This is a genomic window from Leptospira ryugenii (genome assembly GCF_003114855.1).
GTDB classification, from domain to species: Bacteria; Spirochaetota; Leptospiria; order Leptospirales; family Leptospiraceae; genus Leptospira_A; species Leptospira_A ryugenii.
In genome coordinates this window covers 70,675-84,840 of the sequence record NZ_BFBB01000007.1, presented here as the reverse complement: position 1 = coordinate 84,840, position 14,166 = coordinate 70,675, and the positions used below count along the sequence as shown (strand labels likewise).

The 14,166-nt window shown below is 41.8% G+C and carries 10 protein-coding genes; 9 read left to right on the top strand and 1 reads right to left on the bottom strand.

The genetic code is table 11. From position 1 onward, the window contains the following. Positions 1 to 11 precede the first annotated feature (11 nt). The 5 genes from DI060_RS11455 to DI060_RS11435 are packed head-to-tail and all read left to right on the top strand — an operon-like array spanning position 12 to position 6,278. Positions 12 to 725: an isoprenyl transferase gene (locus DI060_RS11455; protein WP_108976708.1), complete on the top strand. Its 714-nt coding sequence runs from the start codon at positions 12 to 14 to the stop codon at positions 723 to 725. Then, entirely contained in the window at positions 722 to 1,633 is a 912-nt protein-coding gene (locus DI060_RS11450; RefSeq protein WP_108976706.1) for a phosphatidate cytidylyltransferase, read from the top strand. The genes DI060_RS11455 and DI060_RS11450 overlap by 4 nt, the downstream gene beginning before the upstream one ends. 18 nt (positions 1,634 to 1,651) lie before the next feature. Continuing rightward, complete coding sequence (dxr, locus tag DI060_RS11445) at positions 1,652 to 2,809, top strand: 1-deoxy-D-xylulose-5-phosphate reductoisomerase (protein WP_108976704.1); 1,158 nt, start codon at positions 1,652 to 1,654, stop codon at positions 2,807 to 2,809. Beyond that, positions 2,806 to 4,515, top strand: a complete 1,710-nt coding sequence (locus DI060_RS11440) for a site-2 protease family protein (protein ID WP_108976702.1) — start codon at positions 2,806 to 2,808, stop codon at positions 4,513 to 4,515. The genes dxr and DI060_RS11440 overlap by 4 nt, the downstream gene beginning before the upstream one ends. Positions 4,516 to 4,526: 11 nt before the next feature. Continuing rightward, positions 4,527 to 6,278: a proline--tRNA ligase gene (locus DI060_RS11435; RefSeq protein WP_108976700.1), complete on the top strand. Its 1,752-nt coding sequence runs from the start codon at positions 4,527 to 4,529 to the stop codon at positions 6,276 to 6,278. 3 nt (positions 6,279 to 6,281) lie between these two features. On the opposite strand, the gene DI060_RS11430 is transcribed toward DI060_RS11435, so the two are convergent. Beyond that, positions 6,282 to 7,682, bottom strand: a complete 1,401-nt coding sequence (locus tag DI060_RS11430) for an adenylate/guanylate cyclase domain-containing protein (protein ID WP_108976698.1) — start codon at positions 7,680 to 7,682, stop codon at positions 6,282 to 6,284. A gap of 134 nt (positions 7,683 to 7,816) precedes the next feature. On the opposite strand from DI060_RS11430, the gene trpB reads away from it, so the two are divergent. The 4 genes from trpB (at position 7,817) to dxs (ending at position 14,159) form a co-directional block, all read left to right on the top strand. After that, a complete protein-coding gene (trpB, locus tag DI060_RS11425; protein ID WP_108976696.1) occupies positions 7,817 to 9,010 on the top strand; it encodes a tryptophan synthase subunit beta in 1,194 nt (397 codons plus the stop codon). Then, on the top strand, positions 9,003 to 9,803 hold the full coding sequence (gene trpA, locus DI060_RS11420; protein ID WP_108976694.1) for a tryptophan synthase subunit alpha: 801 nt from the start codon (positions 9,003 to 9,005) through the stop codon (positions 9,801 to 9,803). The genes trpB and trpA overlap by 8 nt, the downstream gene beginning before the upstream one ends. Positions 9,804 to 9,901: 98 nt before the next feature. After that, a complete protein-coding gene (locus tag DI060_RS11415; protein ID WP_108976692.1) occupies positions 9,902 to 12,229 on the top strand; it encodes an adenylate/guanylate cyclase domain-containing protein in 2,328 nt (775 codons plus the stop codon). Positions 12,230 to 12,236: 7 nt separating this feature from the next. Then, the gene (dxs, locus tag DI060_RS11410) at positions 12,237 to 14,159 is read left to right on the top strand and encodes a 1-deoxy-D-xylulose-5-phosphate synthase (protein ID WP_108976690.1); all 1,923 of its coding nucleotides are present in this window, start codon (positions 12,237 to 12,239) and stop codon (positions 14,157 to 14,159) included. Positions 14,160 to 14,166: the final 7 nt, after the last annotated feature.

Genomic DNA, 14,166 nt, shown 5'->3' with positions numbered 1-14,166 from the left:
TTTCCCTTAGAATGAAATTCAAAACGATTCCTGCCCATATCGCCGTGATCATGGATGGCAATGGTAGGTGGGCGGAAGCAAAAGGCAAAAAACGATCAGAAGGCCATAGGGAAGGCGCAAAGGCTATCGATCGTCTGTTAGATGTAGCCCTTCACTTTGAAATCAAAAACGTATCCTTATATGCCTTTTCCACGGAAAATTGGAAACGGCCACTCTCGGAAATCCAAGCCATATTCAATCTACTCATTGAATTTATTGATACTCGTTTGGATGATATCCATGAAAAAGGCATCCGCATTCACCATTCTGGCAATCGATCCAAACTCTCGAACAAAGTGTTACAAAAGATTGACAGAGCAATGGAGCTGACAAAAAAAAATAAGCGATTAGTTGCGAATTTTTGTCTCAACTATGGTGGTCAGGAAGAAATATTACAAAGTTTTTCCAAACTGATGTCTGATCGAAAGGAGAAAAAAATCCCACTCGACAAAGCTGTCAGTCCAAAAGAATTCCAAAAATATTTGTATACACACCCCCTTCCCCCTGTAGACTTATTGATCAGAACGGCAGGTGAACAAAGAGTTTCCAATTTTTTGTTATGGCAAATTGCCTATGCTGAGTTCTTTTTTACAAATACCCTTTGGCCAGATTATGGAGAAAGAGATTTGGAAGAAGCGCTTCATTTTTTTGAATCGCGTAAACGAAAATTTGGTGGTCTTTCATGAGTGAAACAACGTTAAGAATCCTTTCGGCAATAGCCCTTGTTACTTTTTACGTCTTTATGATCTTTCATTCTGGATTTTATTTTCTAGAATTTTATTTCTTTGGATTGGTGGCTATCATCTTGGGTTTGCGGGAGTTTTATTCCTTTTGTAAGCGCGAGGAGTCAAAACCCTTTGCACTGACGGGAACATTGTTTGCAATCGCCATTTTTACAGTTTACTACTTCCAATTCCTCGGCATTCAATTCCAGATCACTCCACCATCATGGGCACTTAAACTTTCCACTGTTTTAAGAGAAGGATTCCATCCAGTTCCTTTTCTGATCATTGTCCTCTCCATTAGCCTTTGGGTTTTGCAAATTTTTAAACGGCCATTAGATGGTGCCTTATTTTCGGTGAGCTCAACTGTAGCAGGAGTTGTCTATCTGGCACTTCCCCTTGGTCACTTTTTGTTACTGCTCGCCTTTCCTTTTGGTGCTTATTATATCTTTTTAGTTTCTACCATTACATTTATTAGCGATTCAGGCGCTTACTTTGGGGGCCGATGGTTCGGAAAACACCCAGCGGGACTCAAAATATCGCCGAAAAAAACCTGGGAAGGATACATCATGGGTAATGTTTCTTCCGTACTATCTGTACTCATATTGAATGCATTGTGGGAACATTTTTCTGGAATGAAAGTCCCTGTTGGATTGTTGGAATCCATCCTTTTGGGCTTCACTTTTTCTATACTTTCTGTAATGGGAGATTTGGCGGAATCAGCAATGAAGCGTGATGCCAAGATGAAGGATTCTTCCGCTATCATTCCAGGCCATGGTGGCCTTTTGGATCTTGCCGATGCACTCCTCTTTACGGTGCCAGCCATGTATTACTATTTTCTCTTCAAAGGAATGTTAGGATTTCCTGTTTAATCGTACAGTCTAAATAGAATGGAAGGAATTTGTGTTCTTGGGATCTCAGGATCGGTTGGCCAATCCACGGTAAAGGTACTTCGCTCTTTTCCCAATTTTTTTTCCCTCAAGGCCTTTAGTGTACATTCCAACATAAAGTTGGCGAAAGATTTAATCCAAGAGTTTTCTCCGCTCCTTGTCTGCATAACTGATGAAGGCGCAAGGCAAATCTTAGGTGATGCCTTTCTCTCTACAAAAATTGTCTATGGTGAAGAAGGTCTCGATGAGATTGTTTCCTTGTCCGAAGTACGAACAGTTGTGACTGCAATTGTAGGTTCTATTGGCGCAAGACCAACCATCACCGCCATAAAGGCAAAAAAAAAGATCGCCATTGCCAATAAAGAAACCTTAGTAACCTTTGGACCCTTAATCAATGCATTAGTAGAGGAACATGGTGTTTCTATGGTGCCAGTGGATTCCGAACACAATGCACTCTTTCAGCTGCTAGAAAAAGAAGAAAGAAACAATATAAGAGCGATTACCTTAACTGCTTCTGGTGGAAGTTTTCGCGATTTACCTTTAGACGAGTTCAAACATGTTACTGTGCAGCAGGCACTCAAACACCCAACTTGGTCTATGGGCCCAAAGATTACAGTTGATTCCGCTGGTCTTGTGAATAAGGGTTTGGAAGTCATAGAAGCCCATTTTCTCTTTGGCTTTTCTTATGACCAAATAGAAGTGGTCATCCACCCTGAGAGTATCGCTCATGGTCTCATCGAAACCAAAGACGGAGCTTGTTTTCTGTATGCAAGCCATCCTGATATGATCTTTCCCATAGCACATTCGCTCTTCTATCCCTCAAAAACTCCAAAACTCCTGCTTGAAAGAAAGCCTTTCTCTTGGAAAGAACTGCACTTTCGAGAGCCAGAGGCCAAACGATACCCAGCCTTAGCATTGGCCTACCAAGCAGGCAGAGCGGGCGGAACAGCACCGGCTATCTTTAATGCAGCGAATGAGGTAGCTGTCGCATTGTTTTTGGAAGAACGCATTCATTTTACAGAGATACCACAAGTCATTGATGAAAGTTTGTCTAAAGTAGAGAACAGCTTTCCTAATGACTTAGCAGGTTATTTGGAAAAAGACAGAGAAGTTAGAAACTTTGTCCTTGAGAATTTTAAAAAAGGAGTCATGCGATGATCATACTAGTATTAGGCGCAGTATTAATGTTAGCCGTATCCATATTTGTGCATGAACTTGGACATTTATTGTGTGGCAAATTGGTGGGTGTAGAGGCGAGAATTTTTTCTTTGGGTTATGGAAAGGGAATTTGGAAAAAAAGAATTGGAAAAACAATCTACCAAATAACAGCCATTCCTTTAGGAGGTTATGTACTCTTCAAGGGAGATGAATATGGGAAAAAAACAAAGGGCAGGCCGGGCGAATTGCTCTCGACTCCTCCTTTGAAGCGCATGATACCTGTATTAGGTGGTCCATTCGCCAATTTGGTGATGGGTTTTTTAATCTTTCTTGCTCTGGAAATGGCTGGAGACAATCCACCAAGCAACCGAATCTTCATCGACCAATCAAATCAAATCAACTCTCCGGCCTACCAAGCTGGTGTAAGGACGGGAGATCGAATTGTTTCTGTTAATGGACAATCAACAGAAAATTTTGAAGAATTATTCACACGCATCAGCTTGTCCAAAGGTGAACCCATTCAAATTGAATACGAACGTGGGTCAGAGAAAAAGCAAGTAACCATTCACCCACATATGTACAGCGCTGGAGGTCGACCAACAATTGGTGTCGAACCTTTTGGAGAAAGAAGGGTAGAGGCTACGTTTACCTATTCTGAGCAAATCAATCATTTTCTTTCCCAGATCTTAGATAAAGAGGACCAATCCTCTGCATATTTCCAAAAACAGCTAGAAGAGCGCAAAGAAGAGATTCCGGAAGAAATCCTGAAGCTCAGAGAAAAAAAAGAAAGAGAAGTAAGCCTTAGAAAACGAGCTCTTAAATACCTAAAAGATGGAGATGTTATCTTAAAAGTTAACCAAGTCGATGTTCAAACGGTTTCAGAGTTGCAGACAGAGCTTGGAAAGTACCAAAACAAGACCATCCCAGTTTTTGTAGAAAGAAAAAAGTACCCTCTCTTCACTCCGTGGTCAACCGAACTTGTCACTGTCGATATACCAGTATTAGGTGCCAACGTATTTGAATTCATAAACATAAAACACCCTGAATTTCCTGAACTCAATGTCCCTTATTTTCGCTTGGATAGTTATGATCCCGAAATTACTTCAAGGCTTGAACAACTGAGAGTGGACGGAAAGGTATTTTCGAATGCCGAAAGTTTCACATCTTATTTGCAAACTGAAGGGGGCCAAAGGAAAGAAATATGGATTGGAAACATGAAATATTCTTCCGAACTCAAATTGAAACCCATTGGTCTTTTAGGATTTAGACCCTCAATGAAGTTTGTTGCCGAAACAGAAAGCAAAGAAAAATCACTGAGCGAAGCTTTCCTCTCCTCTGTGAAGAAAGTAGGTGAGAATATCGGAACCACTCTGAAAGGCATCTCCATGATCTTCTCAGGAGTCCTTAGCCCGAAAGATTCTCTCTCTGGCCCCGTGGGTATAGTGCAGATTGCTGGGAGTAGTCTTGAATATGGTTGGAGCACCTATTTTGACTTTGTCGCAAGGATATCTCTTGCGCTAATGGTCATGAATCTCTTGCCAATCCCTATGGCTGATGGCGGACATATCGTACTCTATGCTTATGAAGCGATAGCTGGTCGACCTTTGCCTCGCAAAGCAGTTGAAGCCGTTTTTAGAATGGGATTCTTCTTTTTAGTCGGATTGTTTTTATATGTATCTTTTAATGATGTTATGCGATTTTTTTAATAGGACCTTGAATGAAAGCCAGTAAGTATCTAATTCCAACAACCAAGGATGATCCGCAGGATGCAGTTGTTGCTTCACATAAACTAATGCTGCGTGCCGGTTTGGTGCGAAAATCCTCATCAGGTTTATATAGTTATTTGCCTTTGGGTTTACGCATTCTCAAAAAGATAGAGAATATAGTCAGGGAAGAAATGGATTTATCGGGTGCACTGGAATTCCAACTTCCTATTTTAACACCCGCTGAGATTTGGAAAGAATCTGGTCGTTGGGACAAAATGGGCAAAGAAATGTTTCGCATTAAAGATAGGCATGATGTAGAAAATTGCCTCGGACCAACACATGAAGAATCATTTTGTACCCTCGTCAAACCGATGTTAAAATCTTACAAAGACCTGCCAATCAATGTATACCAAATCCATACAAAATTTAGGGATGAGATCCGGCCTAGATTTGGTGTGATTCGTTCCAGAGAATTTACGATGAAAGACGCATATTCTTTTCATCTTGATGAAGATTCATTGGACAAAACGTACCAAACAATGCGAAAGACATACCGCAGAATTTTTTCCCGTATGGGTCTGGAGACAATCCCGGTACAAGCAGATTCTGGAAATATGGGTGGTTCTGCTTCTGAAGAATTTATGGTCGTCTCACCAATCGGTGAAGAAACACTTACGATTTGTCCCTCTTGCAATTATTCAGGCAATATTGAAAAAACGCCGACCTCCTTTCTTTACCCAAAACATATCCCTTCAGGAAAGGAAGAGCCAGTTGCGACTCCCAATCAGAAGACAATCGATGAAGTGGCCAATTTTTTAGGCATAGAAGCCTCTCAAACCATTAAGGCTGTGGCACTTTCCTATGATGGAAAGTATGTTTTGGTCTTTTTGCCTGGAGACCGTGAGCTGAATGAAAACAAATTGAAGAACTATCTAGTTGCAAATGAATTGCGACCTATGGGAAACTCCGAATTACAAAAGTTTGGTTTAGTTCCAGGATTTATTGGACCAAGCATTAAGCCCCAGAGTGATCTTTTGGTATTAGTTGATACTTTATTGGATTGGGAATCTGCTTACGTGGCAGGTGGAAATGCCGTAGATGTTCACATCAAAAATTTACAACTCAAAAACCATCTAGACCCAAACACAACCACTTCCATAGATCTTACACAAGCTAGAGCAGGGGACCAGTGCCCAAATTGCCAAGCACCCTTAAAAGCTGAAAAAGGGATAGAAGTGGGACACATATTTAAATTGGGACAAAAATACAGCAAGGCTTTCGATATCAATGTCCTCAATGATAAAGGAAAGGCTAATCTTACAACTATGGGCTGTTATGGTATAGGTGTGAATCGTTGTATGGCTACTGTGATTGAACAGTCCAATGATGAGAAGGGTATTTTTTGGCCGATCTCAATTGCTCCGTTTGAGATTTGTTTGGTGAGTATAGCAAAAGCCCCAGAAGACCAAGCAAAAATAGAAGCAGTATATACAGAACTCAAAAAGAAAGGATATGATATCATCTGGGACGATCGTGATTTAGGACCTGGCTTTAAATTTAAAGACTCTGAGTTAATTGGCTATCCCATACGAATCACGATGGGTAAGGGGTTTCTAGAAAAGGGAGAAATCACTGTTCTTGACCGAAAGTCTATGTTGGAAGAGACGATACGATTCCAAGACATTGGTGATTTAACCTCTGTTTTGGACAAAAAGATATCAGAATTAAAGGCGGATTTGGAAAGACGAGTTGCGGCTGTTTGAGGTTTAAGATCCCAATCTCTCCAGTTTTTGGAAAAAGGTTTGGTTGGGGACTTGGCCACCCTCATCGTTCGACAGCTCTGGTATGATTCTTTTCACGAAGTACATCTCTATATCACCTTTATTTTTGGCAGCAATCTTACCCCGAGCTTCGCAAACAAAGAAATCTTTAATCTCCTGATAGGTTGCCTCCGAGATATTGATTTCACCTGGATATCCTGAGGACTCCATACGGCTTGCCGTGTTCACTGTATCTCCCCAAATATCAAAGGCAAACTTTCGTTTTCCTACAACGCCTGCAATAACAGGTCCTGTATGAATTCCGATTCTAAGTTCCCAGTAAGCCTGCCCCATATTGGTTTTGATTTCTTTGAGCTTTTCCATAAAGTTTTTGATTTCCATCGCGGCTAAGACTACTTCGATGGGATTTGTATTGTTCGCATTCGGAAGTCCCCCAGCGCACATGTAGGAATCGCCTATTGTTTTTATCTTCTCAACTTTGCGTCTATCCATGACTTCATCAAAATAATAAAAGCAGTTATCTAAATCGGAAACTAAACTTTCGGCGGTCATAGTTTCTGCTACTTGAGTGAAGCCTTTGAAATCAGTAAACATAACCGTTACCTTTTCAAAATTTCTAGGCTCAGCTTCGCCTTTTGTTTTTAATTCCTCCGCGATCTCGAATGGTAAAATATTCAACAATAGCTCATCTGATTTCTTTTTTTCGGAAGCCAGCTCTTTCGTTCTTTCTTGTACGCGAATTTCCAAAGAATCTCTTTCAAGCTGTAATTCTTCATAGGCCCTAGCATTTTCCAAGGAAATACCTGCCAATCCGCAAAATGCAGCTAACAATGCTTCGTCGGACTCGGAAAAAGCTGTTTCATCTTTTTTGTTCAGAACTTGGATCGTTCCAATGATTTTTCCGCTTTGGTTTCGTATTCCCATACAAAGAATGGATTTGGTTCGATAACCAGTTTTGATATCAAACTCTTTATTGAAACGTATGTCTTCATAAGCATCAGGGATATTGGCTGTCTTGCCTGTCAATGCAACGTCTCCAGCGATGCCCTCCCCAAGAGGGAGACGGATTTCCGAGGCACCTTGAGCCACTCGGGTCCATAGTTGTTTCTTTTCATGGTCAACCAGAAACAAGGAAGAGCGATCTGCATTCATCACCAAAGTTACTTTTTGCATGATGAGTTGTAGGAGGGAATCCAGATCAATCTCAGCCATGATGGAGCGTGAGACATCCATGAGCATAGAAAGCCTTGTGACCTGTTCATTAAGGTTGGCATAAAATGCAGACTTAACGTAATAACGGCCATCTTCCTTTAGGATCACTCCAGGGAGACTGTCTCCTTGCCTTCGCCCATACTGCCATACGATCTCTTTTTGCTCTTCTGCCATGGCTCTTCCAGCTACAAATATCGGCAAAGAAAGGGGGCAAGTATGAGCCCATTCGTCGGTTTCTCGTCTTAATAATTTCAAATTAAATTTGAAAGAAACCTTTTCTAAATTCCGAGCCTTCCCATTCTAGATATATGGGAAAGTATGAAGCTGGATACTTTGGAGAATTTGGGGGACGCTACGCTCCTGAAATTTTAACTGAAGCCTTGGAAGAGTTGGAAAGCACTTACCGAAAGCTCAAAAAAAATAAAAAGTTCCAAAACGAACTGAATTTTTATCTCAAAAATTATGTGGGAAGACCTTCCCCTTTGACCTATGCCGAGCGCCTAACCAAAGAGTGGGGTGGTGCGAATATTTGGCTTAAACGAGAAGATCTGAATCATACTGGAGCCCATAAAATCAACAATGCAATTGGCCAAGCTTTACTTGCAAAGCACATGGGCAAAAAGCGTATCATCGCCGAGACAGGGGCAGGCCAACATGGTTTGGCAACAGCCACAGTCGGTGCTATGTTCGGATTGGAAACCATCATCTATATGGGTGCAGTTGACGTAAAAAGACAAAACCTAAATGCCAAAAAAATTGAAATGTTAGGTGCCAAAATTTTACCAGTTACTTCTGGCGAGGCCACTCTCAAGGAAGCGACTAGTGAAGCTATGCGGGATTGGGCACTTAACGTAAAAACAACTCATTATATAGTTGGGAGTGCGATTGGCCCTCATCCTTTCCCTACCATTGTTCGTGACTTACAGTCTTTAATTGGAAAGGAAACCAAAAAACAATTCAAAAAAGCCACCAAACAATTGCCAGATGCTGTAGTTGCCTGTGTGGGTGGTGGTTCCAATGCAATTGGCATGTTTCATGATTTTGTGAAGGACAAAAAAGTAAAATTATACGGTGCCGAGGCAGGTGGCATGGGACAAAAACCAGGAGAACATTCTGCGACCATAACCTTTGGGAAGACTGGTTTTTTACATGGCACAAAGACATTAATCATCCAAGATACAAATGGACAGATTGTACCAGCTCACTCGGTAAGTGCTGGTCTTGATTACCCAGGAGTGGGACCTGAGCACGCCTATCTATCAACATCTGGACGAGTTGAATACCGCATGGTTACAGACGAGGAGGCTCTTGCTTCCTTTTTAGAAATCACTCGCTTAGAAGGGATCATACCAGCACTTGAAACAGCTCATGCCTTTCATGTTGCTAAAGATGTTGCAAAAAAACTTGGCAAAAAAAAGCACCTTGTTGTTTGCCTATCTGGGCGTGGTGATAAGGATGTTGTGGAGGTCTTACGCATCTTAGGTGGTGGAAAACATGAGTAAGATCAAAGACTATTTTGCAAACAAGACAAATAAATCGGTTTTCGTACCCTTCTTTACTTTGGGGGATCCTCATTACGAGGCCTCTGTCAAATACGGCCAAACCATTTTGGATTCGGGTGCCGATATCTTAGAGCTAGGCATACCCTTTTCGGACCCAGTTGCGGATGGTCCGGTGATCCAAAGGGCTGTGGCACGTGCTCTCAAAAATCCTTTTGATTTTGCAAAGATTTTCCAAACCACAAAACAAATCCACTCCCACAAACCTGACCGACCTCTCGTTTATCTTACCTATTTTAACCCAATCTACCATTGTGGAGTTGCCTCCTTTTTGGACCAGGCAAAGGATTCTGGGGTAGAAGGCCTTGTCATCCCAGACCTTCCCTTTGATACACAAGAAAGCGAAGATCTCTTCGCCGCCCTCGAAAAGAGGGATATGGACTTGATCCATCTCATTACACCAGCCACCACAAAGAGACGAGTCCAGGCTCTAAAGAAAACATCTTCCGGTTTTATCTACTATGTGACCTCCTTTGGAGTCACAGGTGAACGGCGGGAGTTTTCTTTGGATTTGGAAGAACGAATCAGAAGTTTAAAAGAAATCCTTCAATTGCCAATTTGTGCTGGCTTTGGCATTTCCAGCCCGGAGCAGGCTTCGCAAATCGCACATTATGCGGACGGAATCATCATTGGTTCCGCGATCCAGAGGATCATTGAAGAGTCAGGCGCTGATACCGTAGCTTGTTGCCAAAAACTTTCGGAGTACTGCCTCTCGATTCGAAACAGTTTCCCTTAAAAAATTTCTCCCATTCCTCAGGAGGAGCAAAATAACGTTTGAGTCTTGCGAATTTTATGAGGAAAATGGCTAGGAAATTCCTCGTAGGATAGGTCTCTATGGCTGACAAAGAATCTAAATCTCTTTCGATCTTAGATTATCTCATATTACTCATTGCACTGGGTGGAACAGGTGGGGTAACCCTATCTGTTTTTTTACCAGAGTGGGATTATTCCTTTTTCTTCTTATTGGGTGGGATGACAATTCTCCTCCTATCAAGTTTCTTTGTTTATAAAATCATAGAAAAGGTATCCAGCGACAAACAAAAGTCTGGTGCCATTTGGCTTTCCTTCGTGATTGCAATCTTTATGTATACCTTGGTAAATACCTTCCAACCCCTCAAGGATTTGGAAGAGAACTCCATATCGACTCGGTTTCAGTTTTTGCGAGGAACAACGACAAAAAAGGAACATGAGAGTGATACAGGTAGAGTTGAATCGATCACTTACCAACCACCTCCAAAGGCTCGTAAAGACATCAAAATTGTGGGTATCACCACAGAATCTCTAGAGAAATTGCAAGGTACCTGGCCACTTCCATGGAAGTATTACGCCAACATCATCAAAACCTTTAGCAAATCCGAAAACACATTGATGTTCGATATTTTCTTCGTAGATTACAAACCCGGACAGATGGAAGAAATGGTAGAAGCACTGCAAACCAACCGACGGGTGTTATTTGACTACCCTATGGAAACCAGTGCTGAATCCAAAGAGTCCGTACTCAATTTGGAGAAGCGATTAGAGATACTCCGGCGTTTTAAATTGAAAAATGTCATCGACGAAGGTGATATTGGCGTTAGTTGGGTCAAATTCCCACAACCGCCAATCGAGCAGATCGGTGAACTGTCTGCTGGTTTAGGCTTTGCAAATGTCAAAAAGGATGAGTCTGGCTTGAATAGACGTATGCCTTTGGTTGTAAAGGTTTCACGCTCTGGTCCAGAAAAAGAGTTCGAGTACTTTCCGTCCATAGACCTATTGATCGTCTGCCAATACTATGGCATTGATGTCCAAAGGGATGTAGAAGTGAATATGGGGAAATATGTGAAACTCATGAACATTCCCAAAAAGACACTTCGTGAGTTCAACATTGCTAAGAGAGCCTTTGAAGAAAAAGATTTGATGGCAATTCCCAATGAAAAACGTGAAGTCATCATTCCCATTGACATCGAAGGCCAAATGGAAATCAACTTCGCTGGTGGTCGGTATTCTTTTAAAGAGTATGAAATCTTTGAAGTAGCCAACCAATGGGATGAGGAAGTGATTGAATCCAATCAATTCAATAACCAGATCTTTTTGGTTGCTATGTATTACGCAACTGGTCGTGGAGCATCCAAAGACTCTCACCTCTCTCCCTTTGGTGATATGTCTGGAATTGAACACCACGCACATGCTATCAACACCATCCTAAATCAAGATTTTATGTCTACTCTCCCGAACTGGGCTACCTTTGCAATATACATTGTGTTAGGTGTTATGATTGGAATCCTGCAACCTCGTGTCAAAACACATTGGGGTTTCGTGATCATGTTGACACAGCTTTTGCTCTACGGCGTGCTCACACTTTATTTGTTCCAATCCTTTAACTTAATAACCGTATTGCCTTCGGTTACAATTGAGCAGGTAGTCGTGTTTGTGGCTATCATCGGATTCCGTATCTTAACAGAAGAAGAAAACGTAAAATACATACGTCAAACCTTCTCAAAATTCGTATCTGCTGATGTCGTGGACGAACTATTGAAACACCCCGACAATCTCGCATTAGGCGGATCAAAACGTGAGATTACTATCTTCTTCTCGGACGTCCGAGGATTCACGACGATTTCGGAAGCTCTCGGCCCAGAAGACCTTGTAAAACTTTTAAATGAATATCTCTCCGCCATGACAGAGCTCATCATCGAGTACAAAGGTACTATCGATAAGTATATGGGTGATGCCATTATGGCATTTTGGGGTGCACCCGTACCTCTAGAAGACCATGCATACTATGCTTGTGTGGCGGCCCTTGCCCAATTAGAGCATCTAAAAGAACTCCAAAAAAAATGGGCAGAACGCAAGGTACCAGTCATCGACATAGGAATCGGTCTCAATTCAGGTCCTGCCGTAGTGGGGAACATGGGTTCATCTCATAGAATGGAATACACCTGTATGGGAGACACGATCAACCTTGGCTCTCGTTTAGAAGGGTCCAATAAAATGTATGGTACCAATATCATCATTTCTGAGCACACATATGAAAAGGTTAAAGACCGAGTGATCGCGCGTGAACTTGATTTAGTGCGCGTGAAGGGAAAAACCTTACCTGTTCGGATTTACGAATTGATGGGAATCACAAACCCAGAAGATATGGAAAAAATGAAGCGTCCTTTGCAAAGAGCCGCATCATGACAACAACATGTCTTTATACCCGTTTTTAGATCGGATCCAATTCCCAGAAGATTTACGAAAATACAATGAGACTGAGCTCCCTGCTGTCTGCAAAGACCTACGGGAGTTTATCATTGATACCTTATCAGATGTCGGTGGGCATTTCGCGAGCAATTTAGGTGTAGTCGAACTCACAGTCGCCCTCCACTATGTTTTCAACACTCCTGTTGATCGTCTGATCTGGGATGTTGGCCACCAAACCTATCCACATAAAATTTTGACTGGCAGAAAAGATCAGTTAACTAGTGTTAGGAAGTGGCAAGGGCTGTCTGGATTTCCCAAACGAGAAGAGTCAGTCTATGATCTCTACAACACGGGTCATGCAGGTACCTCCATCTCGCAAGCATTGGGAGAAGCCTGCGCGAGAGATCTTATGGGAAAAAACCATAAGGTCATAGCAGTGATTGGAGATGCATCGATTGCAACGGGTATGGCATTGGAAGCAATGAACCATGGTGGTCATATCAAACCAGATATGCTTGTCATTTTAAACGACAATTATATGTCGATTTCCAAAAATGTGGGCTCTATTTCTAATTATTTGAACAATATCATTTCATCTCAAATTTACAATCGATGGAAAGCTGTATTTTACAATTTCTTAAAATGGTTACCATTGATAGGTCCAGCTCTCGAAAGTGTGGCACACAAAATGGAGTCCTCATTCAAACATTTTATGTTGAGACCAGGTGGCTTGTTTGAGGATCTTGGTTTTACTTACTTTGGCCCCATTGATGGTCATGACGTCAGACGAGTCGTTCAGATGTTACAAAATGTCAAAAAGATAAAAGGTCCTGTTTTGCTCCACGTTTTAACTCAGAAGGGAAAGGGATACAAACCAGCAGAAGCAGACCCTATCAAATATCATGGAGTGACACCATTTAACAAAAGTGATGGGAAAATGGCGAGTGCCGATGCTAGTAAGATTGGCCTATCAAAAATTGTAGGCAAAACTTTATCTATTCTCGCCGAGACTCATAAGAACATTGCTGTGATCACACCGGCCATGATTGAGGGCAGTGGCTTACGCGAATTCCAAGAGAAGTTTCCTCAAAATACATTCGATGCTGGGATTGCAGAGCAACACTCTGTCGCTTTTGCCGGTGCGATGACAGATGTGGGTGTGACTCCTTTTATGTGCATCTATTCAACATTTCTGACACGTGCGATGGACCAGCTCGTTGAGGATGTTTCCCTTATGAATTTACCCGTACGCTTTGTCATCGACCGTGCGGGCATTGTGGGTCCTGACGGCGAAACCCACCAAGGTTTATCTGACCTAGGCTATTTAGCAGGACTACCCAACATGGATATCATCGTACCCAGTTCGGCTCAAGATATCATCGATAGCCTTTACTTTATGAATGGCTACAAAGACGCACCCATTGCCATTCGGTTTCCAAAAGAAAATGGGGACTTAAATACCCTTCAGTTTACCAATCCGTCACCCATCCAAAAGGCGAGTACACGAGTACTTTCCAAGGGAAAGGATCTTTTGGTTCTCTCAGTTGGCTTTATGCTAAATCTCGCTAAGACAAGTTGTGAGATATTGAAAGAAAAAGGGATAGAAGTTACCTTGGTCGATTTGTTTTGGTTGCGTCCCTTTGATAAAAGTACGATAGAAGCTCTGTTAGACGAAGTAAATCATTTTGTCATTTTAGATGAAAGTTACATTCATGCTGGAGCATCCGGATTCCTTTTAAACGAAATCAGCCCTAAGTACCTAAAGAAGTACCTAAAAACCTATGCTCTACCTCCAGAACCTATCCACCACGGGGAAAGATCTCAGATCCTGGCTCATTATAAGTTGGATGCAAAGTCGATTGCGGAGGACATTCACTTACATTTAGAAAATAGTTTTCAAGGAGATAAATCCTCAGTCCGAAAATAAAAGAAAA

What these genes read in the sequence shown, in the direction of transcription:
- DI060_RS11455 (WP_108976708.1), top strand. Translation starts at nt 12, where the DNA reads ATGAAATTCAAAACGATTCCTGCCCATATCGCCGTGATCATGGATGGC.
- DI060_RS11450 (WP_108976706.1), top strand. Translation starts at nt 722, where the DNA reads ATGAGTGAAACAACGTTAAGAATCCTTTCGGCAATAGCCCTTGTTACT.
- dxr (WP_108976704.1), top strand. Translation starts at nt 1,652, where the DNA reads ATGGAAGGAATTTGTGTTCTTGGGATCTCAGGATCGGTTGGCCAATCC.
- DI060_RS11440 (WP_108976702.1), top strand. Translation starts at nt 2,806, where the DNA reads ATGATCATACTAGTATTAGGCGCAGTATTAATGTTAGCCGTATCCATA.
- DI060_RS11435 (WP_108976700.1), top strand. Translation starts at nt 4,527, where the DNA reads ATGAAAGCCAGTAAGTATCTAATTCCAACAACCAAGGATGATCCGCAG.
- DI060_RS11430 (WP_108976698.1), bottom strand. Translation starts at nt 7,682, where the DNA reads ATGGCAGAAGAGCAAAAAGAGATCGTATGGCAGTATGGGCGAAGGCAA.
- trpB (WP_108976696.1), top strand. Translation starts at nt 7,817, where the DNA reads ATGGGAAAGTATGAAGCTGGATACTTTGGAGAATTTGGGGGACGCTAC.
- trpA (WP_108976694.1), top strand. Translation starts at nt 9,003, where the DNA reads ATGAGTAAGATCAAAGACTATTTTGCAAACAAGACAAATAAATCGGTT.
- DI060_RS11415 (WP_108976692.1), top strand. Translation starts at nt 9,902, where the DNA reads ATGGCTGACAAAGAATCTAAATCTCTTTCGATCTTAGATTATCTCATA.
- dxs (WP_108976690.1), top strand. Translation starts at nt 12,237, where the DNA reads ATGTCTTTATACCCGTTTTTAGATCGGATCCAATTCCCAGAAGATTTA.